Source organism: Streptomyces marispadix (genome assembly GCF_022524345.1).
In the GTDB taxonomy this organism is placed as follows: domain Bacteria; phylum Actinomycetota; class Actinomycetes; order Streptomycetales; family Streptomycetaceae; genus Streptomyces; species Streptomyces marispadix.
On the sequence record NZ_JAKWJU010000002.1, the window covers coordinates 4702580 to 4726788 of the forward strand.

General features: G+C 72.1%; 14 protein-coding genes and 1 pseudogene. 7 read left to right on the plus strand and 8 right to left on the minus strand.

All coding sequences use genetic code 11. The annotated features are described in order from the left end of the window. The first annotated feature begins 115 nt into the window (after positions 1 to 115). Positions 116 to 1360: a slipin family protein gene (locus MMA15_RS19810; RefSeq protein ID WP_241061482.1), complete on the plus strand. Its 1245-nt coding sequence runs from the start codon at positions 116 to 118 to the stop codon at positions 1358 to 1360. Positions 1361 to 1541: 181 nt separating this feature from the next. Here the strand turns inward: MMA15_RS19810 and MMA15_RS19815 are convergent, their stop codons facing one another. The 4 genes and pseudogenes from MMA15_RS19815 to MMA15_RS19830 all read right to left on the minus strand — a co-directional run bounded on the left by MMA15_RS19815 (position 1542) and on the right by MMA15_RS19830 (position 7321). Then, positions 1542 to 2630, minus strand: a complete 1089-nt coding sequence (locus tag MMA15_RS19815; protein WP_241061483.1) for a class I SAM-dependent methyltransferase — start codon at positions 2628 to 2630, stop codon at positions 1542 to 1544. Between the two features lie 1030 nt (positions 2631 to 3660). Then, positions 3661 to 3963 (minus strand): annotated as a pseudogene (locus MMA15_RS19820) (hypothetical protein); the annotation flags it as partial. Positions 3964 to 4560: 597 nt separating this feature from the next. After that, a complete protein-coding gene (locus MMA15_RS19825) occupies positions 4561 to 5019 on the minus strand; it encodes a (2Fe-2S)-binding protein (RefSeq protein WP_277400420.1) in 459 nt (152 codons plus the stop codon). A 10-nt stretch (positions 5020 to 5029) separates the two neighbouring features. Next, on the minus strand, positions 5030 to 7321 hold the full coding sequence (locus MMA15_RS19830; RefSeq protein WP_241061484.1) for a xanthine dehydrogenase family protein molybdopterin-binding subunit: 2292 nt from the start codon (positions 7319 to 7321) through the stop codon (positions 5030 to 5032). 669 nt (positions 7322 to 7990) lie between these two features. On the opposite strand from MMA15_RS19830, the gene MMA15_RS27980 reads away from it, so the two are divergent. After that, positions 7991 to 10378, plus strand: coding sequence for a LamG-like jellyroll fold domain-containing protein (locus MMA15_RS27980; RefSeq protein ID WP_277400421.1), 2388 nt, complete (start codon positions 7991 to 7993; stop codon positions 10376 to 10378). A 418-nt stretch (positions 10379 to 10796) separates the two neighbouring features. Here MMA15_RS27980 and MMA15_RS19840 read toward each other — a convergent pair whose 3' ends face one another. From MMA15_RS19840 to MMA15_RS28285, 3 genes are all read right to left on the minus strand, one after another. Further along, the gene (locus tag MMA15_RS19840; RefSeq protein WP_241061485.1) at positions 10797 to 11849 is read right to left on the minus strand and encodes an NAD(P)/FAD-dependent oxidoreductase; all 1053 of its coding nucleotides are present in this window, start codon (positions 11847 to 11849) and stop codon (positions 10797 to 10799) included. After that, positions 11846 to 12127 (minus strand): VOC family protein, encoded by a 282-nt coding sequence (locus MMA15_RS19845; protein ID WP_241061486.1) that lies wholly within the window; start codon positions 12125 to 12127, stop codon positions 11846 to 11848. Before MMA15_RS19845 ends, MMA15_RS19840 begins: the two co-directional genes overlap by 4 nt. A gap of 269 nt (positions 12128 to 12396) precedes the next feature. After that, on the minus strand, positions 12397 to 15147 hold the full coding sequence (locus tag MMA15_RS28285; RefSeq protein ID WP_241061487.1) for a helix-turn-helix transcriptional regulator: 2751 nt from the start codon (positions 15145 to 15147) through the stop codon (positions 12397 to 12399). 319 nt (positions 15148 to 15466) lie between these two features. Here MMA15_RS28285 and MMA15_RS19855 point away from each other — a divergent pair, with 319 nt between their 5' ends. The 5 genes from MMA15_RS19855 (at position 15467) to MMA15_RS19875 (ending at position 23290) form a co-directional block, all read left to right on the plus strand. Then, complete coding sequence (locus MMA15_RS19855) at positions 15467 to 17020, plus strand: 3' terminal RNA ribose 2'-O-methyltransferase Hen1 (RefSeq protein ID WP_241061488.1); 1554 nt, start codon at positions 15467 to 15469, stop codon at positions 17018 to 17020. Between the two features lie 98 nt (positions 17021 to 17118). Next, positions 17119 to 19752: a polynucleotide kinase-phosphatase gene (locus MMA15_RS19860; RefSeq protein ID WP_241063314.1), complete on the plus strand. Its 2634-nt coding sequence runs from the start codon at positions 17119 to 17121 to the stop codon at positions 19750 to 19752. Positions 19753 to 20124: 372 nt separating this feature from the next. Then, the gene (locus MMA15_RS19865) at positions 20125 to 21588 is read left to right on the plus strand and encodes a hypothetical protein (RefSeq protein WP_241061489.1); all 1464 of its coding nucleotides are present in this window, start codon (positions 20125 to 20127) and stop codon (positions 21586 to 21588) included. Continuing rightward, positions 21585 to 22055 (plus strand): LamG domain-containing protein, encoded by a 471-nt coding sequence (locus MMA15_RS19870; protein WP_241061490.1) that lies wholly within the window; start codon positions 21585 to 21587, stop codon positions 22053 to 22055. Before MMA15_RS19865 ends, MMA15_RS19870 begins: the two co-directional genes overlap by 4 nt. A gap of 293 nt (positions 22056 to 22348) precedes the next feature. Next, on the plus strand, positions 22349 to 23290 hold the full coding sequence (locus MMA15_RS19875; RefSeq protein WP_241061491.1) for an SAM-dependent methyltransferase: 942 nt from the start codon (positions 22349 to 22351) through the stop codon (positions 23288 to 23290). A gap of 121 nt (positions 23291 to 23411) precedes the next feature. Here MMA15_RS19875 and MMA15_RS19880 read toward each other — a convergent pair whose 3' ends face one another. Continuing rightward, the gene (locus tag MMA15_RS19880) at positions 23412 to 24113 is read right to left on the minus strand and encodes a GNAT family N-acetyltransferase (RefSeq protein ID WP_241061492.1); all 702 of its coding nucleotides are present in this window, start codon (positions 24111 to 24113) and stop codon (positions 23412 to 23414) included. Positions 24114 to 24209 lie beyond the last annotated feature (96 nt).

Sequence of the window (24209 nt, forward strand, 5' to 3'; positions counted from 1 at the left end):
GCGCCGCCGGGCAGGGGCCTGCGGCAAGTCTCGACCACGAGTCGCCGCGGAGCTACCTTTGAAAGTGGTTCTCTCCCTGAAATGCCGGGCTTGTACGGCAGTACAGGAGGCCGTGATGGTCGTCGAGGTGATCGTAGGGCTCGTGATCGCGGCCGTCGTCTACGCGATGGCAGCCGCACGCGTGGTCAGGCAGTACGAACGGGGCCTGGTCTTCCGGCTGGGACGGCTCCAGTCCGGGATCAAGGAGCCGGGGTTCACGATGATCGTGCCCGGAGTCGACCGGTTGCAGAAGGTCAACATGCAGATCATCACGCTGCCGGTGCCGGCCCAGGAGGGCATCACCCGGGACAACGTGACCGTCCGCGTGGACGCCGTCGTCTACTTCAAGGTCGTACAGCCCGCAGACGCGATCATCCGCGTCGAGGACTACCGCTTCGCGGTCTCGCAGATGGCGCAGACCTCGCTCCGGTCGATCATCGGCAAGAGCGAACTCGACGACCTGCTCTCCGACCGCGAAAAGCTCAACCAGGGCCTTGAGTTGATGATCGACAGCCCCGCGGTGGAGTGGGGCGTGACGGTCGACCGGGTCGAGATCAAGGACGTGTCGCTGCCGGAGACGATGAAGCGCTCCATGGCCCGGCAGGCGGAGGCACAGCGCGACAGGCGGGCCCGTGTGATCAACGCGGACGCGGAGCTGGAGGCGTCCAAGAAGCTCGCCCAGGCCGCCGAGCAGATGTCGGAGACACCCGCGGCGTTGCAGCTACGGCTGCTCCAGACGGTCGCGTCCGTCGCCACGGAGAAGAACTCCACGCTGGTCCTGCCCTTCCCCGTGGAGCTGCTGCGCTTCCTGGAGGGGCCCCGCGAGGGCACCGCGGACGGCGGCACCCGTGACGGCAAGGGCCGTAAGCGGGTCAAGGGCGCTAAGGGAGCCAAGGAGGTCGAGGGGGCCGAGGGGGCCGGGGCGAAGGCGGGCGAGGCCGCCGGTACCGGGGCACTCGGCGACGTGGAGCCCAAGTCCCTGACGGAGGGCGCCGGTTCAGGCGTCGAGGCGCCGGGGGCGACGGCCCTCCGGGACGCGGAGCTTCCGCCGGAAGCGGTCGTACCGGAGGTGCCGGACGTGATCGAGGGGCCCGCGCCCGGGGCGATCCCACCGGACGATGTGCCCGGGGATCTTCCCGGCAGCGCCGGTGAGGACCTGACGAGCAGCGAGCCGGGGGCGGCCGGAGCCGCGGACACCGGCGAGTCCGGCGATGCGGCCGCCGAGGAGACTCCCCGTACGGCGGCGGAGCAGGGGGCGGAGGGTTCCGCTCCCGACGAGGAGGCCGCGCCGAGAAGCCGCCGCCGCCGTCGTCGTCGGTGAACGAGGCTGCCGTACGGCGGGTGATGTGAGCGAGCCCGCCGTACGGCGGTAGAGGGCTCGCTCACGCCGGGCAGTGGCCTGAGCGAGCACGGCTTCGCGAACAGGCGCCCGCGAACAGGCGCCCGCGAACAGGCGCCCGCGAACAGGCGCTTCGGAAGCGCCGGTTCGCGGGCGCCGGGCGTCAGGTCAGCCGGTGCACCGGCCGTCCGTCGCCCCAGCGGTCGATCGCCTCGTCGTCGGCGAAGGCCAGCGCCCGCAGCATGTTGCCGCCGTTGCTGATGTCGACGGACTGGCGGAGGCGCTGGGCGTGTGCGTCGCTGAGCCTCGTCGTACCGGCCTCGATGGTGTCGCCGTAGAAGGGCTCGAACGCCACTCCCGCGAAGCCCGCCTGGCGCAGCAGCCTCGGCATGGTCTCCCGCGAGTAGAACATCAGGTGGTTCCGGGTGAACCCGTTCCACTTCGAGCCGTACGCCTTCAGCAGCAGCGACTGCGCGTTGACGGTGAGGATCATCAGCACGCCGCCGGGGCCGAGGAGGTTGCGGAAGGTGGTGAAGTCGTCGACGGGGCGCGGCAGATGGGCCAGCACCGACCACAGGGTGACGACGTCGAAGCCGCCGGCCGCGATCTCCGGCACGTCCTCGGGGGCGCCGAAGTGTGCGGTGGCCGACGTCAGGCGCTCGTTGGCCTCCTTGACGGAGTCCGGCGAGAGGTCGACGCCATGTGCGTCGAAGCCGCGCTCCTCCGCCAGCTCCAGGAAGAGCCCGGCGCCGCAGCCGAAGTCCAGCAGCCGGCGCTTGTCGCCCTCTTCGAAGACCGGCCTGAAGGCGTCCATGGCCTGCCGGTAGCGGCGCTGCCGGTTCGCGGCGTAGTTGCCGGTCAGGAAGCTGCTGTAGTTCTTGGAGTACAGATCGCCGAGGCGCTCGGGCAGGACGTTGGGGTTGCGGTACAGGAATCCGCAGGAGGGGCAGCGGACGACGTTGTACGTCCAGGCGGTCTTGCCGTTCTTCTTCAGCTTGGACGGCTGGAAAAGCGGCTGCTGCCTTGTCTCGCCGCACATGTGGCAGGAGATGAACTCCTCGATCGCGCCCAGCTTGACGCGGGAGCGGTATTCATCGAGGGATATGACGGGCGAGGTGCGCAGCAGCCTCCGCCACTGAAGCTCCCTGATTGTTCGTTCGCCCGGCCTGATGTAGACGCGCTGCTCCCACGGAACGCTGTCGTAACGCGAACCGTAAACGGCACGGGCGACGGCTCGTTTGGCTGACACCATGTGGGTACCTCTCGAACGACTTTCGGCTCACAGTGTCACCCGGAATCGGGTTTCTTCAAATGGCTGTGTGACTTTTTTGTGCCGCGATTGCCCGAGAGGCGTCCCGGAGGGGTCACCCGGGCGAAGTCCCCACCTCGTATGGGATGTTATGCACCTTTTTCCGGGTGATTGGTGCCGGTTTGGCGGGCTCGCGCGAGGGCGGAGGATTCGCTCGGCTTCCATATGTGCAGCCCGCGTGGAGTTCGCGAAGTCTCTGTAGTCGTTAGTGACGTTGCGTGTTTTTTCCCGGCCTCAGCAGGGATTTCGGTGACGGGTCGGCTCATGAATGCGCAGCCGAATCCCCGGGCCACGGGCGCCTCTTCGGGCCGTGTGTCCGCTGCCGTCCGTACTTCGGTCGCCGTGTTCGCCTGCAACGGGCCTCCAATGCGTGCGCGGTGCACCGGAGGTGGAAATCCGCGCATGGCCAGGATGAACTCGCCTAAGCGATGCGAGAGGCGCCGGTCGTTGTACGAGGCGGTAATGTGACCGAGCGCGACTGTCATGAGTCGGTAACAAATTCAGGTGCCGCATCGGTAAAGCGGGCGTCAATACCCGTAATCCGCCGGGCAATTACCCGCGATTGATCACCGTGCCCGCCACGGTGTGCATGTCCGCCGGTGCCGGATACGTCCGGCCGATGCGTACGCCGGGTGCGCGTGCACCGGGTGCGTACGCGGACGCCCGTGCCGCATGCGCCCGCGGACCCCTGCGACGGATGCGTCCGCCCACACGGAAGCGCCCCCGCCCCGGTGCCGCTGGGGCACCCGGAACGGGGGCGCTGTGCCGACGGCCGCGAAGTCGCGGCGTGCGTACGGGCGTTGAGCGAGGCTTCGCACCTCCGCGACACCGCATCCGCGCGACGCCGCATACCCGCACGCCGCTCGGCGCGACGCCGCATACCCGCACGCCGCTCGGCGCGACGCCGCATACCCGCACGCCGCTCGCGGCGCTCTTCTCCGTACGAGGGCCGGGGAGCCGCCCCCGGCGCCGCTCAGAGCCTGCGTACGCGCGCCGAGATGCCGTGCCCCACGAGCAGGTAGATCAACGCCGGGAGGCCGTAGTTGAAGAAGACCCGCAGGCCCTCGCTCTCCATCGTGAAGATGTCCTGCGCCCAGGCGGCGAGCCAGTCGGCGGTGCCCTTGACGAACTCCACGAACGGGTTGGCCTGGTTCGCCTCCAGCAGATACAGCATGATCCACAGCCCGAGGATCACGGCGGCGATGTCCGCGATCGTGTGTATGACGAGCGCCGCGCGCTGCGCGCCCTCGCCGTCACCGCGCGGACGGCGCTCACGGCGCGGGGGAGCGGGCGGCGGACCGTCGTAGCCGCCGTAGTCGGGGGGCGGCGGGCCGCCGCCCTGGTAGCCGGGGCCGGGGGGACCCGGAGGCGGACCGCCCTGCCGGTAGACGGGCGCCGGTCCCGGAGGGGGACCGCTCGGGCCCTGGTGATAGGGCTGGCGGGGCATGGGCTGGGTGTCGCTCACGGGATCGGTTCCTATCCGACGCGCAATCGGCGTCTCGTCGCAGTCAGGATCTCGTCCAGGGAGAAGAACGGCTACGGCCGCGCGGGCGGGCGGAATCCAGGCGGACTCCCCGTGGTTCCCCCGGGCCCGACGGCTCCCCGCCGTCCGGTCCGGGCCGTGCTGCCGGTCGATTCCGGCCGGTTCCGCACGGCGGGTCCTCGAAGCAGGGCCACCAAGGCCGAACCACCGGACCTGAGCCACCGGAGCCGGGCTTCCGGAGTCGAGCCCCCGGAACTCCGGTTGCCCGCATTCCGCTCAGCGCCATGGCAGGGCAGCAGCGTTACTCCCGTCACCGCACTCGCACATCACGGGTTCGCCCCGTGTGCACCTGCTTCATCCACTCCTCACGGCTTCTCGCACTCCTCGCGGCTACCGCATCAGCGCCGCCGCCTTCTTGATCGCCTGCCGGATGCGGAAGTACGTGCCGCAGCGGCACACGTTCGCTATCGCGTCGATCTCCTCGTCCGAGGGGTCCTTCGTCCTGCGCAGCAGTGCGACGGCGGCCATGATCTGGCCGGGCTGGCAGTAGCCGCACTGGGCGACGTCCTGCTCCAGCCACGCCTCCTGCACCGGATGCAGCTTCTCCCCGTCGGCGAGGCCCTCGATCGTCGTCACCTCGCGGCCCTCGGCCTCCGAGACGGGCACCACGCAGGGGTTGACCGCACGCCCGTCGAGATGGCTGGTGCATGCCTTGCAGACGTCGATGCCGCAGCCGTACTTCGGGCCGCGCACGCCGAGCAGATCGCGCAGCACCCACAGCAGGGGCATGTCGTCGGGGGCTTCGACGGTGACGCTCTCGCCGTTGACGGAGAAGGTGTGGGAAGGCAACTCGGGCTCCTCAACGCGGGAAGGGGTCGAAGTCGACGTCGAAGTTCACGGGGAAGGAGCGCGGCCGGGTGCCGGTCGCGCGGGCATAGGCGTTGGCGACCGCGCCGACGGCCGCGGGCACGCCCAGCTCTCCGGCGCCGCCCGGCTCCGCTCCCTCCTCGGCGGGCATCACATGGACGCGTACGTCTCGCGGGCTGTCGGCCTGCCTCGCGTAGTGGAACTGCGAGTAGCTGCCCTCCAGGGGCAGACCGTCGTCGATGTGCAGCCCGGCGCTCAGCGTCGTGGAGATCGCGTCGGTGAGACCGCCGAGCATCTGCGCCTCAAGTCCGCGCGGATTGACGGGACGCCCGACGTCGACGGCGATCACGGCCTTCGTCACCCGCGGCTTCTTCGGGTCGCGGGCGTCGATCTCGACGAGGCAGGCCGTGCGCGACTTGTACTCCTCGTGGAAGCCGACGCCCTGCGCGCAGCCCTTCGGCATCTCCCGGCCCCACTCGCCCTCCTCCGCGACCTTGTGCAGTACGGCACGCTGACGGGCGTTCTTGAGGAACTCGTGCCGGAAGGCGACCGGGTCCTTGTCCAGTTTCGCCGCCAGCTCGTCCACGACCATCTCCTCGGCGCCGCGGGTGTTCGCGGAGTAGACCGAACGCCAGGACGCCGTGGGCATCTTCAGCGGCACCTCGTCGAGTAGCTGCGTCGTGACGCCGAAGTCGTACGGGGACTTCACGGTGGTGAGGAAGAGCGACTGGGCGAGCGTCGCGTTGCCCGCCACGGGCAGCTTCGCGGCGTTCGCGGTGAGGATCTCGCCGAGGCCGTGCCGGAAGTCGGTCTCGACGGCGGCCACCCGGTGCTCGAAGCTGACCACGTTGCCCAGCGAGTGCGTCGCGCGGATCTTGTGGTGGGTGGCGGGCCGCATCCTGCCGTGGCGCATGTCGTCGATGCGGGACCACATCAGCCGCACCGGCCGCCGGCTCTTCTTGGAGATGCGTGCCGCCTCCAGGGCCGCGTCGAAGAACAGCCGCCGCCCGAACGAGCCGCCGCCCTGCACGACGTGGACGGTCACCTTCTCCTGCGGCAGCCCCAGCTCGGCGGCGATGGTCTGAAGCGCCACGATCGGCGACTTCAGCCCCGACCAGACGGTCGCCCGGTCCTCCCTTACGTCCGCGACAGCCGCGTTGGACTCCAGCGGGGCGTGAGAGACGAACGCGAAGTCGAACTCGGCGTCCGTGTGCTCCGTCAGCACCGGGGGCACGGCGAGAGGCGGCGTGGCGGCACGCAGCTTTCGGCGTATCTCGTCGTCGGAGAGTCCGTCGACGGTGCCCTTGCCCCAGCTGACCTCCAGGGCCTCCTTGCCGTCGAGCGCCTGCCCGAAGGTCTCGGCGACCACGGCGACACCGGTCTCCACGACGACCACGTCGAGGACGCCCGGCATGCCACGCACGGCGGCCTCGTTGTGCACCCTCTCCACGGTGCCGCCCAGCGTCGGCGGCCGTCGCACCATCGCGGGCTTCGCGCCGGGCACGTCCAGGTCGAGGGTGTACTGCTGCTGCCCGGTGACGATGGCACGCGCGTCGATGCGGGAGGTGGGGCTGCCGACGAGCGAATGGTCCGACTCGGCCTTCGGCCTGGTCTTCTCGGCGCTCAGCTCCTCGGTCCGCTCGCCTCCCGCGGCCTTCGCGAGCGACCCGTAGGAGGCCCGTCGGCCACCTGGGCCGACGACCACGCCCTCGCGGACGGAGAGCCCGCCGGGCTCGACGTCCCACTTACGGGCCGCGGTCGCGACCATACGGGCACGGGCGGCGGCAGCGGTCTGCCGGACCGGGCCGTAGAGCGACCTGATGGAGTTCGAACTGCCCGTGAGCTGATTCCACAGCAACTCCGGGCGCGCGTCGTCGAGTCGGACCCGTACCTTCTCCAGCGGCACGTCCAGCTCCTCGGCGACGAGCATCGCCACCGCCGTCGTCAGGCCCTGCCCGACCTCCTCACGCGGCAGCCGGAAGTGCACCGTGCCCTCTTCGTCGATCTTCAGCACGAGCATGTCCGCCGTCGGCTTCCCGGCGAGGATCAGCACATCGCCCAGGTCCAGCACGTCGGCGGGCGCCGGCGGCGACGGCACCGCGGCGTGCGCCTCGGCCGGGGCGGCGGCCTCCGTGCCGACGCTCGTGGCCACGGCGAGCGTGGGCGCGGCCACGAGATACGTGAGGAACGTGCGCCTGCCGGGCCCCGACGGCCCGGTCTCGCGCTGGCCGCTTCCGTGGGCGTGGGCACCGGCTTGCCCGGCCTCCCCGTCCGCTCCCGCCATGGTCGGCTCCTTCGCAACAGGACTGCTGCCGGAGCGGTACGGGGGCTTCGACGACGACGGCGGCGACGGGCCCGCACTCCGGCTGCCGAACACACTTCCGCGCAGGGGCCTCCCGGGCAATGTGCCTTCGGTGACGATTGTGCGTGAGCGTTGGAAACGCGGGATCACATGGGGTGGGGTGCCGTGGCGGACGGGCCGGGGCCGGGCCGGGATCGGCGGGCCGGGCCGGTGGGCGATCTGACGCGTGCGAATCGCACTGCCGCGTCTAGGTACGAATTGCTCATGTCGCCGCCGTCACCGTTCTGTGATCCTGGGTGAGCACAACCGCCGGGCGTGGTGGTGCGTCGTGCTCGGAAGTCGACAAATGGCCAGCGGGAGACGGCGGTTGGACGGTACAGACGACTGACGAGACGACAGACGAGACGACGGGCGACCGGCCGGGTCGACGGGACGGCAGGCCAGCGACCGGCCCACCGGCAGACGCCCGGCCGACGACGACAGAGCCGGAGACCGTAGACAGCAGAGGCCAAGACACGAGAAGCAGCACAAGCCAGCAGCAGACGCCAGCAGCATGAAGTCAGACGAAGACCACAGGTGAAGACCGCGGACCGGCTTCGGCTTCGGTCCGTCGGTCGAGACGCCGTCGACTGCCCGGGGAAGAACGAGCGGATGGTATTAACGCGACTGTCTGACGCCGACCTGCGCCAACTAGTCCAGGAGGACGGGGGGACGGCCTCCGGTGCGCGCGAGGAACTGGAGAAGCGTCACTATCAGGCCGTACGGGCCTTCGCGTTCGTCGTAAGCCCCGTAGCGGGCGACAGGCTCGCCGGGGAGGCGTGGGAACAGGCTCTGCGGCCCCTGGACGAGGACATCACGGGGGCGGTGCGTCCGCGTGCGCTCGCCGCGGTGCTGCGAACCGCCGCCGAGTGGCTGCGTATGGGCCGACGGGCCGAGCTGGCAGCGGAGTTGGTGAACTGGTTCGAGTTCGAGCCGGACGGGTCCGGCGGCATTGACGGCGCCGGCGGCACAGCCGTGAACGGCGGCACCGGCGGCGACGCCGACCTGATCGCCGCCCTCGTCTCCGGCAACGGGAGCAGCGGCAGCAACGGCAGCAACGGGCTCGAACTCGATCCGGCGGCCGGTGCCGGTGCGGCCGGATTCGGCGGCGACGGGAGCAGTGACGCGGGGGCGCTGCGGCTGGCGCGGTTCCGTTCGTCTTCGGTGACCGCGCGTGCCTTCGAGCGGCTGCCCGCCCGTAGCCAGACGGTGCTGTGGCATCACGAGGTCGAGCACGACGACGCGGCGGCGATACACGAACTGCTCGGCTCCGAGGCCGAGGACGTCCAGTTGCTCGACAGGCGTGCACGGCGGGAGCTGTACAACGCCTACGTCAGTCTCCATCAGGACGAGACGGTCGACGACGCGTGCCGTCGCCTCCACCGGATGCTGCTGGCCTACGCCGAGCAGACCACCATGAACACCCCGGGCGACCTGGTCTCCCACCTCGACCGCTGCGCCCACTGCGCCAGGGCCGTGGACGATCTGGAGCGCATGCGCTTCGAGTTCGGGAGCGTACTGGCGGAGGCGCTGCTCCCCTGGGGAGGCGCCGACTACGCCCTCTCCGCGCACACGCTGTCCTCTCCGACGCTCGAAGTCTCCGGCGCGCCGGGCGCGTTGCGGTCCGGGGGAGGCGGGCTCAAGGCATGGGCGGCGGGCGCGGGGGCCGCCGGTGCGGCGGCGCCCCGGCGGCTGCTCGGGGCTCTGCGTACGCGCCTGGTGGCACTGCCGGGTGCGGGTTCCCTTCGGGGCGTGGGTTCCCTGCCGGGCGCGGCCTCCGGTGGCGGGCGCAGCCCCCGTGCGCGCCGGGCCGTACTGGCGGCGGCGCTCATCGGCCTCTGCTCGCTCGTCGTCGCCGTCGCCTACACGGGCGGTCTGCGGCAGGGAGCGGAGAACAACGCGGCGCCGCGTCCCGGCGAGTCCGGTGCGGCGGCGCCTCCCAGCGGTGCCAAGCCCACGGCGACGGCCACGTCCACGGTGACGGCCACGAAACCGCCACCGGGGAACGGGTTCCAGCCCGCAAAACCCGTACGGGGGGCGGCACTTGAGTGGCGATTCGACGCGGTGGACGACGGCCGCACGGTCGACACCTCCGGAAACGGCGAGGACGGCGAGCTGGACGGCGACCCGCTTCCGGAGCTGGGGAAGGGCGGCGTCATGGAGTTCGCGGGAGAGCAGTCGGTGGTGGCGGACGGTCCCGTCGTCGACACGTCCAAGAGCTTCTCCGTGTCGGCCCGCGCGAAGATGAACGACACCGAGGAGTTCCAGACGGTCATCAGCCAGGACGCCTCGCAGATCAGCGGGTTCGCGGTGCAGTACGACCCGGATTCGGACCGCTGGGAGATGATCGCGCCCGAGGAGGACGACGAGGACTCCGACCTGATCCAGGCGGGCGGGCCGCCCGGGCCGCCCGCGGACAGGTGGACGTATCTGACGGGCGTCCACGACGCGGAGGCCGGTGAACTGCGGCTTTACGTCGACGGCAAGCTTGAGGACACCGCGTCGCTCGACGGGGACGACGCCTCCCAGAACTCCACCACGACCACGACCACGTCCGGCGGCTCGTCGACCACGACGACCACGACCTCGGGCGGGGGCTTCGGCGGCGACGGGCGGGGAGGCGGCGACGGCTTCGGCGGAGGCGGCGGGGCCGGAGGGTTCGACGGCGGCGGCGCGGGCGGCTTCGGCGGAGGCGCGGGCGGTCCCGGCGGCGGATTCTTCGGCGGACCGGCCGCAACGGGCCAGGACCTCACCGTCGACCCGAATCTTCCGGGAGGCTCCTTGGCCGACGAGATCTTCCGGGACGTCTCAGGCAGCGTCCCACGCCTCGCTCCCGGCACGGGACGCACCGAAGTCATCGACGCGGAAGGGGACTTCGCCGCGGGGCGTGCCCTGGCGGGCGAGGAGTTCGTCCGGGGGTTCGACGGAGCGATCGACGACGTACGGGCCTTCAAGCGGGCCCTCACCGCGAAGGAGGTGTCAGCGCTCGCCGGGCGCTGAGGGCGCGTCGCGTCATGCGCGTCGTTCCATGAGGCGTGTCCGTACGTTCCGTCCCTACGCCTGCTCGCACGCCGCTGCGCCCGTGCCTCGCGTGCCGGTACCGCCCGTACGTTGTGTACCCGTGCCGCCCGTACGTCCTGTGCTCGTGCCGCCGTACGTCCCGTGCTCGTGCCACCGTACGTCCCGTGCTCGTGCCGCCCGTACGTTCCGTACCCGGGGCCCGCCCTCCTTTCAAAGAACGTCCGGTGGCGGATCACGGTGGAGTGGTACGCCGTCGTGAACTCACCGACGGGCAGGGGGAGTTACTCGCTCCGCTGATACCGCGGGCCGCGTCGGCCGACTCAAGGGCTTCCGCGGCATCCCCGCCGGATACGACAGGACCGCACCCGCCACCCCCCTTACGAAGCGGCGGTCACGCTCACGTCGTTCCTCCTCCGGGCACGGTCCGTTCGCAGACCGACCGCCGGAGGCGGTCGAGACGGCAGCCCGCGAGCAACGGCTCGACGGTGCCGTCGACCAGCTCCCGTGCGACCAGGCGCCCCACGGCCGCGGCGAGCGTGACCGCGGAGTGCAGCACCGCCACGTAGAGGCCGGGCACCTCGCGGACGGGGCCGACGATCGGCTCGCCGTCGGCCGGCATGGGGCGCATGCCGACCCGGGTGCTGAGCAGCTCGACGTCCGCGGCGCCGCGGAATGTGGACCGGACGGCGGCGAGAGTCCGTTGGGGCGAGTCCGCGGCGGCGAGTAGCCGGTCCGCGGCGACCTGCCGGAGATCGAAGTCCCGGTTGTCGATCACGGTGCGGACCAGGCCGGCCGGAGCGCGGAACCGGAAGAGCGTCGCCGGTGACGGGCCGACCGGGACGCGCACGCCGAGCGGCGCGGCCAGCGCGGCCGTGGCCACCCCTGCCGCGAGCACCACGGTCCCACCGGAGAGGGGCCCCGTAGCCGTCTCGACCCCGACGACGCGACCCGCGGCGTCCCGGCTGACCGCGGTGACCGGGGTATCCGTACGGACCCGGGCGCCGTGGGCGCGGGCACCCGCGACCAGGCGCTCGGTCACGCCGACCGGGTCGACGGCGCCGTCACCGGGTGCCCAGACGGCCCACTCCGGTGGCTGCCGCAGGGCGGGTTCGAGCGTCGCCACGGTGGCCGCGTCCACGATCTCCTGCCCGGGCCCCGCCTCAGGCGCGGCGTCCGCCGCGCCCCAGGACAGAGAGCCGGACCAGGTCACCGGGAGTCCCGGCAGCTCGGCCTCAAGCAGGCGGTACTCGTCCGCCGCGGTCGCCCGCAGCGCGGCTGCCGGACCGGTGCGTACGCCGGACGCTCCGATCCAGGCGAACGAGTCCGCCGTCACGCCGGAGCCCGGCCTCCTGGCGTCGACGAGGGTCACGACGGCACCGGCACGGGCGGCGTGGTAGGCCACCGAGGCGCCGACGATGCCGGCGCCGACGACCACCAGGTCGCCGCTCACCGCCGGCTCACCGCGTCGACGCCGTTTCCGTCCGGCGCACGGCCGAAGAAGCAGGGCACGCGAGCGTTCACGTCGTCCGGCTCGACGGACAGGGCCCGCAGTAAGGAGGCGGACTCGTCGTGGCTCATCAGGCCGAACTCCGCCCCGGGCCAGGCGGGTTGGGCCAAGGTCACGATCCAGCCGAGGTCGGTCATCGGCTCCCGGCCGGGCCGGTGGAACTCGTGGCTCTCCGCCGGCGCCCCGGCCGTACAGGCCCGCCATGTGCGTCGCACGCTCACCCGCGACACGGTACCGCGGGGCAGCGACACGCCTCACAGACTTTCAGCGCGTGCTGGATGGCCGCGCCTCAGGCCCTTTGAGCGCGTATCGCGCTGGGCTTGCGGAACGACGCGGCCTGCCGGATTACGGCCGCGGCCCACGAGTCGGCCGTCGGGCCGACGCTGCCCCCCCGTTCACGCCGTCCACGCCGTTACGCCGTTACGCCGTTCACGAGGATCGGGGAACGCCCGCGCCCCGTCCCGCGAAACTTCCGCCGGTACAGGCGCACTTACGCGAAGTCCTCCCTCAAGTACTCCGCCCGCAGCGCCCGTCGGCTCCGTACGCCCAGCTTGCGGTAGATGTTCTGGAGATGGTTGTCGACGGTCCGCTTGGAGATCGTGACGGTCTCCGCGACCTCGGCGTTGGTGAGCCCGGAGCAGACGAGTCCCGCGATCTCCGCCTCCCTCGCGGTGAGGTGCTTGGCCGCCCCCAGCACCGTCAGGCCGGGGGTGCGGGCCTGTTCGCAGTGGCGCTGGAGCGCGAAGGAGAGGTTCTCGGCGGCGGTGGCGGGACGCTGTTCGCCGCGGTGGCTCCACTGCGTAGAGGCCGAGGCTGCGGCCTCCGCTCCGATCAGTGCGGCACCGGTGTCCTCCAGCAACCGGGCGGAGTCCATGAGGCGTTCGGGGTCTCCGGCGGCGAGAGCGGAGACGTATGAGGCACGTGCGCCGGTCAGCCGTCCGTCCGACACATCCGCGATATGAAGCAGCCGCCCCTCCGCGCCCCGTGCGTCGCCGAGGCGGGCGACGTCGGTGAGGATCCTCGCCTCGCTCGCCAGATGGCCCGCGTCACGCGCGTCCTCCGCCGCCTCCCACAGCAGGCTGCGGGCGGCCTGCTGCTTGCCCTGCGCGGCGAGCAACCAGGCCTCGCCCAGGGGCAGTTCGGAGCGGAACACGCCCCAGCGCGGCAGCCCCTCGCTCGCCGCGACGGCCTTGGCCGCGGCGGGGACGTCCTGCATCAGCGCGCAAGCCTCGGCCTTGCGCGCCAGCGCCATGTGGAGGGCGCCGGGGAAGGAGTTGCGTGAGGCGATGCACGCCGACTGCGACGCCCAGCGCCGTGCTTCGGCGGGCCGCCCCAGCAGCAGCGCGCAGCGGGCGAGCGCCGCGGCGATCAGTGCCTCCGCGCCCGCGACGTCGTCGGCGAGGGCCTCCTGCCAGCCGCGTTCGCCGGTCTTGTACGCCTCGTGCAACCGCCCCTCCTCCTCCAGCGCGAACATCACGATGCCCAGATACTCCACGGGGTGCGGTATCGCCGGGGACTCCTCCAGCCGTACCCGTTCGTCGTAGGCGTCGTGCGCGGCCTCCAGGCCCTCTTTGACCCTGCCGGTGGCGACCAGCGCCGTGGCGCGCGAGCCGTTGCCCAGCACCCCGGCGAGGCAGTTGTCCTCGAAGTCCGTGCCGCCGGCGACTCGCAGCACTTCGCCCGGCCGTCCGAAGGCCATGAGGATCGCGCCGCGTGCCGCGGTCAGCGCCTCCCGGTGGCGCGGCTCGGTGACTTCGCGCGCCGCTTCGGCGTTGACGTCGAGCGCCTTGCGGGCGTCGATGAAACCCCAGGCCAGCAGCCGTGCCTTGCCGAGTGCGAGGAGGAGCCGGTCGAACTCGCCGTCGACACGTGCCTCCGCCTCCTCGAAGACCTCCCAGGCGCTGGTGAGATCGCCCAGTTCGTAGAGCGACTCGGCGAGCAGCAGCCTGGAGAGGAAGTCCTCGCCCTCGCGGCACGCGGCGCGTGAAAGCTCGCGCACCGTACGGAAGTTCTGGGTGCGGCGGGCGAGCGTCGCCGCGCGCAGCAGCATGTCCGGGTCGGCGGAGCCGTCGGCGGCGAGCTGCCAGGAGGCGATGCGTATCTTGTCGGTGAGCCGCTTGGCGCCGCGTGCACGCACCAGGTCGGCCTCGTCGCCGAGGATGCGGCGGCGTTCGGGGGAGGGGATCGCGGAGCGCAGCACCTTCTCGTGTGCCGGATGCCGTAGGGAGACCGTCTCGCGGCGGCCCTCCCTCGATGTGCGTATCAGGCCGAGGACTTCGAGTTCGTCGATCGAGCCGTCCGGCAGCCCCGCGGCGTCCACGGGCTGGCACAGCGCGATCCGGTCGAGGGCCCTGCGGGTCTCGGGGGAGACGCCCGCCAGGCTGCGCTCGACCATCTCCGTCAGCAGCGGCGTGACGCCGACGTCGGCGATCAGCGTCCACGCCTCGCCGTCGTCGATCAGGCTCTCGTCCGTGAGCGACTGGAGGACGAACTCCCGCAGATAGCAGGGGTTTCCGCCGCTCACCCGGTGCAGCAGTGACACGGTGCGGGGCTCGACCGGGCCGCCCAGCACGCGGCGCATCACCTCGCCGGTGCGCGGTTCGCTCAGCGGGCCGAGGTCGGCGCGGCGCATCCGGCCGCCCGACTGAAGGCGGTAGGCGACGGGGCCGAGCGTCTTCAGCGACCCGACGGTGGCGACGAGGAACACGGCCTTGGCTTCGAGGAGTTGGGCCGTGAGCGACGCGGACGCCTCGTCGAGCCCGTCGAGGTCGTCGACTACGAGCGTGAATCTGCGGGGGGTGCCGCTGCCGGTGGCATCCGCGGCGGCGCCGTCGCCCGGTCCGTTGCCGTTGCCGCCTGTGCCCGGCCCGCCGCCGTCGCTTGGCCCGGTGCCGGTGCCGGTGCCGGTGTCCGTGCCGGACGCGTGTTCCGCGCTCGCCCGCAGCAGCGCGTCACGTGCCTTCCCGAAGAGCGACACCGCGTCGTCGACGCTCGTGCCCGGCGGGAGGAGATGCGCCAACGAGGCCAGGGGGAAGCCCGGTTCGGAGACCGCGACCGCGCGGCCCGTGGCGTGGCCGCGGCTTGCGGCACGTTCCCGGCAGACCTCGGCGAAGTGCGACTTGCCTATGCCCTGAGGCCCGTGGACGACGTAGCCGTGCCACTCGCCGTCGGCCAGTGCCTCGTCGAAGTCCGCGATCTCCCGTTCGTGTCCGACGAAGGGCCATGCTGTCGGAGCATCCACACTGTCGCCCCCTTCGCGGGAAGTCGGCTCGCAGCAGATTAGGGACCCGGGCGCCCGGAGGGACCCGTACGGACCGGTATTGGCGGATGGTGAGTGGTTCGGCCGGATGTTCGGTCCGGTCGCTGTTTCCCGGGTGTTCTCGGCGCGGCCGGGTCCGCAGCGGGTGCGGTTCACCGGTGTGACGCATCAACTCCCCGTCCGGACCCATCCGTTGGGGGAACGCATACGTCCCTGCCGGTCGTACGGATACGTCCACGCCTGTCGTACAGCCCTGGAAAAGCGATGGGCCCGCCGCCGTACGAGCGGCGATACTCGCCCGGTGTTCATGACGATAGGCACCACAGGAAACGCCCGTGACCCGGCGACCGACCTGGGGTTCCTGCTGCACAAGCACCCGGAGAGGGCGCAGCGGTTCTCCACCTCCTGCGGCGACGCCCACGTCTTCTACCCGGAGGCGACGCCGGAGCGCTGCACCGCGGCGCTGCTGCTGGAGGTCGACCCGGTCTCCCTGGTCCGCCGCGGCAAGGGCAAGGGGCGCGGCGGCGCCCACGGCCCGGCACTGGCCCAGTACGTCAACGACCGTCCCTACGCGGCGTCTTCGCTGCTCGCGGTGGCGCTGCGTACCGTCTTCTCCAGCGCGCTGAAGGGCCGTTGCGACGCCCGGCCCGGACTCGCCGGGCGGGAGCTGCCGCTGCGCGTCGACGTCCCGGCGCTGCCCGCACGCGGCGGGCCCGCCCTGGTGCGGCGGCTGCTGGAGCCGCTGGGGTGGGCCGTCGAAGCGGAAGAGCTGCCGCTGGACGAGGAGTTCCCCGAGTGGGGCCAGTCGCGGTATGTGCGGCTCTCGCTGTCCGGCCGGGTGAGGCTGTCGGACGCGCTGCGCCATCTGTACGTACTGCTGCCGGTGCTGGACGACGCCAAGCACTACTGGGTGGCCTCCGACGAGGTCGACAAGCTGCTGCGTGCCGGAGAGGGCTGGCTGCCCGCACACCCCGAGCAGGAGCTGATCACCCGCCGCTATCTGGCGCGGCGCCGGGCGCTGACCCGTGACGCCATGGAACGGCTGGAGCTTGCGAGGCTCGCCGAAGCCGACGACAGCGAGGCGGAGGAGCTGGACAACGCCGTCGACGAGGACGCCGACACCGAGGAGCGGCCGGTGCCGCTGGCGGTGCGGCGCCGCGAGGCGATCCTGCGCGTACTCCAGGAGGCGGGAGCGCGGCGCGTGCTCGATCTGGGCTGCGGCCAGGGCCAGTTGGTGGGCGCGCTGCTGAAGGACGCCCGCTGTACGGAGGTCGTGGGCATGGACGTGTCGGTACGCGCGCTGAACGAGGCGGCGCGGCGGCTGCGCCTGGACCGCATGACGGAGCGGCAGGCGGCACGCGTGAAGCTGATGCAGGGCTCCCTCGCCTACAGCGACGCCCGCCTGAAGGGCTATGACGCGGCGGTGCTGAGCGAGGTGGTCGAGCACGTCGACCCGCCGAGGCTGCCCGCACTGGAGCACGCGGTGTTCGGCACGGCCAGGCCGCGCCGGGTCGTGGTGACCACGCCGAACGCCGAGTACAACGTGCGCTGGGAGTCGCTGCCCGCGGGGAAGACCCGCCACCCGGACCACCGGTTCGAGTGGGACAGGCCGCAGTTCCGTGCCTGGGCTCAGGAAGTGGCAGGGCGCTACGGGTACGGCGTCGAGTACCGCCCGGTCGGCGACGACGACCCGGAGGTCGGTCCGCCGACGCAGATGGCTGTGTTCCTCGCGGAGAGCGGGGCGGAGCCGGGGAGCGGGGCGGAAGGGGAGAGCGGCCGCGGGGCCGCCGACTCGCCCGCGGTTTCCCCGAGTTCGGGTGTGCTTCACGACAGCGCGAAGGAGGGCCGCAGATGACCGGCACCACACCTGGCGCCCGCACGGGCGGCACGGAGCCGACCCCGCCTGAGACGACCCCGCCCGAGACGACGGCGCCCGAGACGACGGCGCCCGAGATGCCCGGGCCCGAGCAGGCCCCGACTGACGCCGTCGCCGCGTCCGAGCAGGCCGCCGCCCGCGTCCTCGGCGTGCCCGACCTCTGCCTCGTCGTCCTCGTGGGCGTCACCGGATCGGGCAAGTCCACCTTCGCCCGCAGGCACTTCTTGCCCACGCAGGTGCTCTCCTCCGACTTCTGCCGCGGCCTCGTGGCCGACGACGAGAACGACCAGGGCGCCACCCGCGACGCCTTCGACGTGCTGCACCACATCGCGGGCAAGCGGCTCGCCGCGGGCCGCCTCACCGTCGTGGACGCCACCAACGTGCAGTCCGAGGCGCGCAGGGCGCTGGTGAAGCTGGCGCGCGAGCACGACGTGCTGCCCGTCGCGATCGTCCTCGACATCCCGGAGAAGGTGTGCGCGGAACGCAACGCGCGCCGGCCCGACCGTGCCGGGACGGGCCGCCACGTGCTGCCCCGCCAGCGCCGCGAACTGCGCCGCTCCATGGGCGCGTTGCAGCGTGAGGGCTTCCGAAAGGTGCATGTGCTGCGCGGCCCCGAGGAGGCGGAGGCGGCGGAGATCGTCCTGGAGCGGCGGTACAACGATCTGCGCCATCTGACCGGCCCGTTCGACATCGTCGGCGACGTACACGGCTGCCGCGCCGAACTGGAGTCGCTGCTCACGCGCCTCGGCTACGTACTCGTGAGGGACGCCGAGGGGCGGCCCGTCGACGCCGGCCACCCGGAGGGCCGCACCGCCGTCTTCGTCGGCGACCTCGTCGACCGGGGCCCCGACAGCCCCGGCGTGCTGCGGCTGGTGATGGGCATGACCGAGGCGGGCCACGCGCTGTGCGTGCCGGGCAACCACGAGAACAAGCTCGGCCGTCACCTCAAGGGCCGCAAGGTGCGGCTCACCCATGGACTCGCGGAGACCGTCGCCCAACTGGAGGCCGAGAGCGAGGAGTTCACCGAGCGTGTCGCCGCGTTCGTCGACTCCCTCGTCAGCCACTACGTGCTCGACGGCGGCGGCCTCGTCGTCTGCCACGCGGGCCTGATCGAGAAGTACCACGGCCGCACGTCCGGCCGGGTCCGCTCCTTCGCACTGTACGGGGACACCACGGGCGAGACCGACGAGTACGGCCTGCCCGTGCGCTACCCGTGGGCGGAGGAGTACCGGGGCCGCGCGGCCGTCGTCTACGGGCACACGCCGGTGCCGTCCGCGTCGTGGCTGAACAACACCATCTGCCTGGACACCGGATGCGTCTTCGGCGGGAAGCTGACGGCGCTGCGCTGGCCGGAGCGCGAACTCGCCGAAGTCGACGCCGAACAGGTCTGGTACGAGCCGGTGCGCCCGCTGGCCGCGCCGGGAGCGCGCGGGCACCGGGACCGCCCGCTGGAGCTGACGGACGTCGCGGGGCGGCGCATCGTAGAGACTGCGCACCACGGCCGTGTCTCCGTACGGGAGGAGAACTCGGCTGCGGCGCTGGAGGTGATGAGCCGCTTCGCGGTCGACCCGCGCTGGCTGGTGTATCTGCCGCCGACGATGGCTCCGGTCGCCACGACGTCACAGGAGGGATTCCTGGAGCATCCGCGGGAGGCGTTCGCGGCCTACCGGGCCGACGGCGTAACGGAGTTGGTGTGCGAGGAGAAGCACATGGGCTCGCGTGCCGTGGCCGTCGTATGCCGGGACGCGGACGCCGCACGGCGGCGGTTCGGCGCCGACGACGGCACCACGGGCGCCGTGCACACCAGGACGGGACGGCCGTTCTTCGACGACCCCGCCGTCGGCGAGGAGGTGCTCGGCAGGCTGCGCGAAGCGGTGGCACGGGCCGGTCTGTGGGACGAACTGGCCACGGACTGGCTGCTGTTCGACGCGGAGCTGCTGCCGTGGTCGCTGAAGGCGTCGGGTCTGCTGCGCAAGCAGTACGCGGCCGTCGGTGCCGCCTCCCGTGCGGTCTTCCCTCCGGCGCTCGCCGCGCTGCGGGACGCCTCGGAGCGGGGCGTGGACGTCGACGGGCTGCTGGAGCGGCAGCGTGAACGGGCAGGCTGCGCCTCGGCGTTCACCGCCGCCTACCGGCGCTACTGCTGGCCGGTGGACGGTCTCGACGGCGTGCGCCTCGCCCCGTTCCAGATACTCGCCGCCGAGGGACGCTCCCTGGCCGCGCTCCCGCACGACAGGCAACTGGCCTGGCTGGACCGGCTGGTGGACGCCGACCGCGCTGCCTCCGCCGACGCCGGGCGCCCGCCGCTGCTGCGCGGCACGTCACGCATCACGGTCGAAGCGGGCGACCCGTCGAGTGAGGCGGCGGCGGAGAAGTGGTGGCTGGAGGCGACCGCGTCCGGCGGCGAGGGCATGGTCGTCAAGCCGCTGGAGGCGTTCGTCAGGGGTGCGAAGGGCCTGGTGCAGCCCGGGGTGAAGTGCCGCGGCAGGGAGTATCTGAGGATCGTCTACGGACCCGACTACACGCTGCCGGGGCAGCTTTCGCGGCTGCGCTCCCGGCACCTGGGCCACAAGCGGTCGCTCGCGCTGCGCGAGTACGCCCTCGGTCTGGAGGCGCTGGACCGGCTGGCGGCGGGCGAGCCGCTGTGGCGGGTGCACGAGGCGGTGTTCGCCGTGCTCGCGCTGGAGTCGGAACCGGTCGACCCCCGTCTGTGAGAGCGAGGCGTTTGTGAGAGCCGGGCGTTTGTGAGAGCCGGGTCGGGGCAGCCGTGCCGGGAAGAGCGGCTGCCCCGACTGCCGGTTCCCGAATGGCCATTGCTCCTCACACCGGGCCGTCAAACCGCTGCCCGCGAGGACCCGCGGTAACCACCCGGGTCGGCCATGCCGCACCCCCCGAACCCGCCCCGGCGGGTGATTGGACCGCGACATCGGGAGCAGTGCCCGGCTAGGTACTTATTGCCTATGGCCTTTTCGGCTTCCTTCCGCTGAGCTGGACATCGACCTTTGTCACCGGCGCGGTCAGGGTGCGCCGGTCCGCACGCGAAGCAGCCGCCCCGCACGGGGCCGCCGCCGAAACCATCGGGGAGAATGAACGAACGGATGGAATGCGCGCACCTGTCTGACGCGGAACTGCTCCGGCTCGTAAGAGGAGGCGGGGAGCCCTCGGCTGCCGCGCTCCGCGAGCTGGAGCGGCGCCACTTCCAGGCCGTGAGGATCTACGCGTCGGCCTGCGTCGACAGCTCCTCGGCGGCCGACGTGCTCGCCGCACGGGCGTGGAAGCTGGCGCTGAGGCCGCGGGACGGCGGTGCGTCGGGCGCTGTCCGTCCGAGGGCGCTCTCGGTGGTGCTGGGCACGGCCGTCGCCTGGTCGCGTACCGAGCAACGTGACGCTCTCACCCCGGAGTTGGTCGCCTGGATTCAGTCGAACGTTCCACCGCCCCAGGACGCCGGGACGGACGCCATGACCGGCATGGCCGAGCTGACCGGTGCGGCAGGCGCGGACGGCTCGGGCGGGTCCGGCGGCGCGGGCGCGTATCCGGCGGAGCCGGAGTTCCTGCCGCCCTCGGTGGCCTCACGCGCTTTCGACGGCGTCGCCGACCACAGCCAGACCGTGCTGTGGCACCAGTCCGTCGAACACGACGAGCCCGAACGCATCGAGGCGTTGCTCGGCCACGACGCCGAGTCGGTACCCGCGATCGCGAGGCGTGCGCGCAGCGAGCTGTACAACATCTACGTCCAGCTGCACCAGGCCGGCCTGGCGGACGAGTGCCGCCCCTTCCACCGGATGGTCCTCGCCTACGCCGAGGAGAACGCCATCGACATGGCGTCCGACCTCGCGCCGCACCTCGAAGGCTGCGCGACCTGCTCCCGCGCGGTCGCCGATCTCGGGCGGATGAGGGTCGACTTCGGTGCGTTCCTGGCGGAGGCCGTCATCCCATGGGGCGGCGCGGACTACGTGGCCCGCAGGGCGGAGGAGGACGCGCCCGTCGGGACCGCCCTCGAACTCCTCCCCGCCGGCGCGCACTTGGCGCACGCACCGGGCAGGGTCCGCCGCCGGCTCCTGGGCCGCTGGGACTCCCGGCGGCCCGGCGCGGGCCGCCGATGGGCCCGGGGACTGCGCGCCAACCGGCTCGTGCAGAGCGTCGCCCTGATCGGACTGGCCTCTCTCGCCGTGGCGTTCGCCGTGTCCGGCGATCTGCGTCCGGGCGCGCCGCAGAGCAACGAGTCCAAGCCCTCGCAGACCGCGCAGCCCGCGCCGCCGGAGAAGCCCGGCCCTCCGCGCCCTTCGCCGTCGAAGAGCGAGTCGTCCAAGCCGCCGTCGAGCCCCGGCTCCAAGCCGCCGCCCAGCAGCAAGAAGCCGCCGCCCGAGTCGAAGCCTCCCGTGGGTGGCGCCACCCTCGAATGGCTCTTCGACAGGGTCGAGGGCGGCGAGGTGATCGACACCTCCGGGAACGGCCGCAACGGGCTGCTCACCGGAAACCCCCTACGACGATCGCCGGGGGAGCCGCGACGTTCTCCGGCGGCCAGGCCGTCGTCTCCGACGGGCCGGTGATCGACACCGAGGGCAGCTACACCGTCTCGGCACGCGTCAGGCTGGACGACCTCGAGGACGACCAGGCCGTGGTCACCCAGGACGCCGACGAGTCCAGCGCGTTCCTGCTCCAGTACGACTCGGACGAGGAGCGCTGGGAGATGCGCATCCCGGACGAGGACGAGGAGGACGCCGAGGAGGCCGAAGCCGACGAGGCGGCGGCCGACTTCGGCCCCGACGAGGGCGAATGGGCGCATCTGACGGGCGTCTACGACGACGATGACGGCGAGATCCGCCTCTATGTCGACGGGCGTCTGGAGGACACCACCGATCACGGCAGCGGCTTCGCCTCCGAGGGCAGCCTCGCCGTGGGCCGCGGGCTCTCCTTCGGCGAGGGCTTCCGCGGGGTCGAGGGCACCGTCGACGATGTGCGGGTCTTCCCCAGGCCGCTGACCACGAGCCAGGTCGCGGCGCTCGCCCGCGGCTGACCGCCCCCTCTACGGGCCCCTGCGGGCGCCGCTTGCCCGCCGACTGCTCCTGTGCCACGGGCGGTCCCGCCCGTGGCGGGTTGCCGGCGGCCGGTCCCGGAGGATGCCGACGTGCCCCAACTTCCGTACGAGGGCTGATAGTTGCTTGAGGCGTCCATCTACTAGTCTGCGCCCGGCGCCGATCGCAGGGGTCCGTGCCGCGTGTCCCGAGGAACGCCGGCCATGACTGACCTCCGGCCCGTTCGCGCGCCGTACGGCAAGGGCCAGCACAACCGCGAACACGGAGGTGTCCGTTGAGCACGGACCAGCAGTGGGACATCGTCACCGGAGTAGGACTCACGGCCCTGGCGGTGGCCGCCGGCAGAGCGGCCGAGTCCGCGCGCCCTGACGCGCTGATACGCGATCCCTACGCCTCACGGCTCGTCGCCGCGGCACAGGCGCCGGTGCCCTTCCCCTTCGCCGACGGTGCCGAGCGTGGCAAGGGCGCGGGCGGCGAGGGCGCCGACTCCTCCGAGGGCGCCGAGGGCTCGGGCGCCGCCGTGGAGGAGCGTGACCGGGAGCTGTGGACGGCCACCTCCATGTATGTGGGCCTGCGCTCACGGGTCTTCGACGACTACTTCCTCAGCGCCTCCGAGGACGGCGTCCGCCAGGTCGTGATCCTCGCCTCCGGCCTCGACACCCGCCCGTACAGGCTGAGTTGGCCCTCGGGCACCGTCTGCTTCGAGCTGGACCAGCCCGCCGTGCTCGACTTCAAGTCGACGGTTCTCAAGTCGGAGGAGGCCGCCCCCTGTTGCGACCACCGGCTCGTACCGGTCGATCTGCGCGACGACTGGGGAGCGGCGCTGGAGTCGGCGGGCTTCGACCCGTCCCGCCCGACTGCGTGGCTCGCCGAGGGGCTGCTGCCGTATCTGCCGCCGGAGGCGGAGACACGGCTCTTCGAGGAGGTGAGCCGCCTCTCGGCCGAGGGCAGCCGGTTCGCCGTGGAGCGCATCGACGACATGGCGGAACTGCTCGACGACCCCGTCCTGCTGGAGCGTTCGGAGAGCTACGGAATGGACTTCAGGTCCCTCTTCCCCGAAGGGGACCGGGTGCCCGTGGAGAACCGGCTGACCGCTCTGGGCTGGGAGTTGGAGCACCGCTCGGTGCCGGAGTCGGCGGCTGCGCTCGGCCGTCCCGAGCCCGGCCTGCCGATGCTCACCGAGCATGTGACGCACACGTTCGGGCGCCTCGGCTGACAGCGGTACGGCGCCCGCCCGCGGCGTCCTGAGAACGTTCCGGGGCGGGGCGCCGGGAGATCCGGGAGATCCGGCGCGGGCGCCGGGAGATACAGCGGCCCGTAACTCATGGCCCGGCGCCTCAGGGCCGGTATCCGCCGCCCGCCGGAGGAAGCCCCAGGCGGGGCCGGGCCGCCTGCGGGGACCCCGCGGCGGGCCAGACCGTGACGGGTGCCGAGGGCGCCGCCGTCACCGCGAGCGGAGGACTGCCGCCGGCGGGGGTGGCGCGGTTGGGGGAGAGCAGTCCGTAGAGGACGGTGTCGCGCCAGGTGCCGTCCGGACGTCTCTGGTGGCGCCGCAGCACGCCTTCACGCACCGCCCCGAGCTGGTTCATGATCTCGTGGCTCGCGCGGTCGAGGTCGTCGAGCTGCCACTGGACCCGTGAGAATCCCAGGTCGTTGAAGGCGTGCTGCACCAGCAGCAGATGCATCTCGACGGTGGCGTACGTGCCGGACAGCGAGTTGCCCAGCCAGTGCCAGCCGATGTCCACGCGCTGGTCGATGACGCCGATGTTGAGGTAGGCGATCCAGCCCACGGGCCGCCGGGTGCCGGGGTGCAGCACGGCGAAGACGAAGGCGCCGCCAGCCGCCTGCTGGGCGAGACGCTGCTCGACTATCAGCCGCATCTCCGCCGGTGAGCGCGGAGCGTGCACGGGCAGCCAGCCCCACTCCGTCTCCAGGCCGCCCTGAGACGCGAAGAGGTCCGGGACGTGATCGATCCTGAGGGGCTCCAGCACGACGTACCGGCCTGTCAAGGCCACGGGAGCGGGGGGCCGCGCGGTCATGGGCGCACGGTAGCGGGAGCGCACCGGCATGTGTGAGAGATGTGCAGCAAATAAACAGGCCACTTTCACAGAGCGGGCGGCAGGCGGGCACCGGGC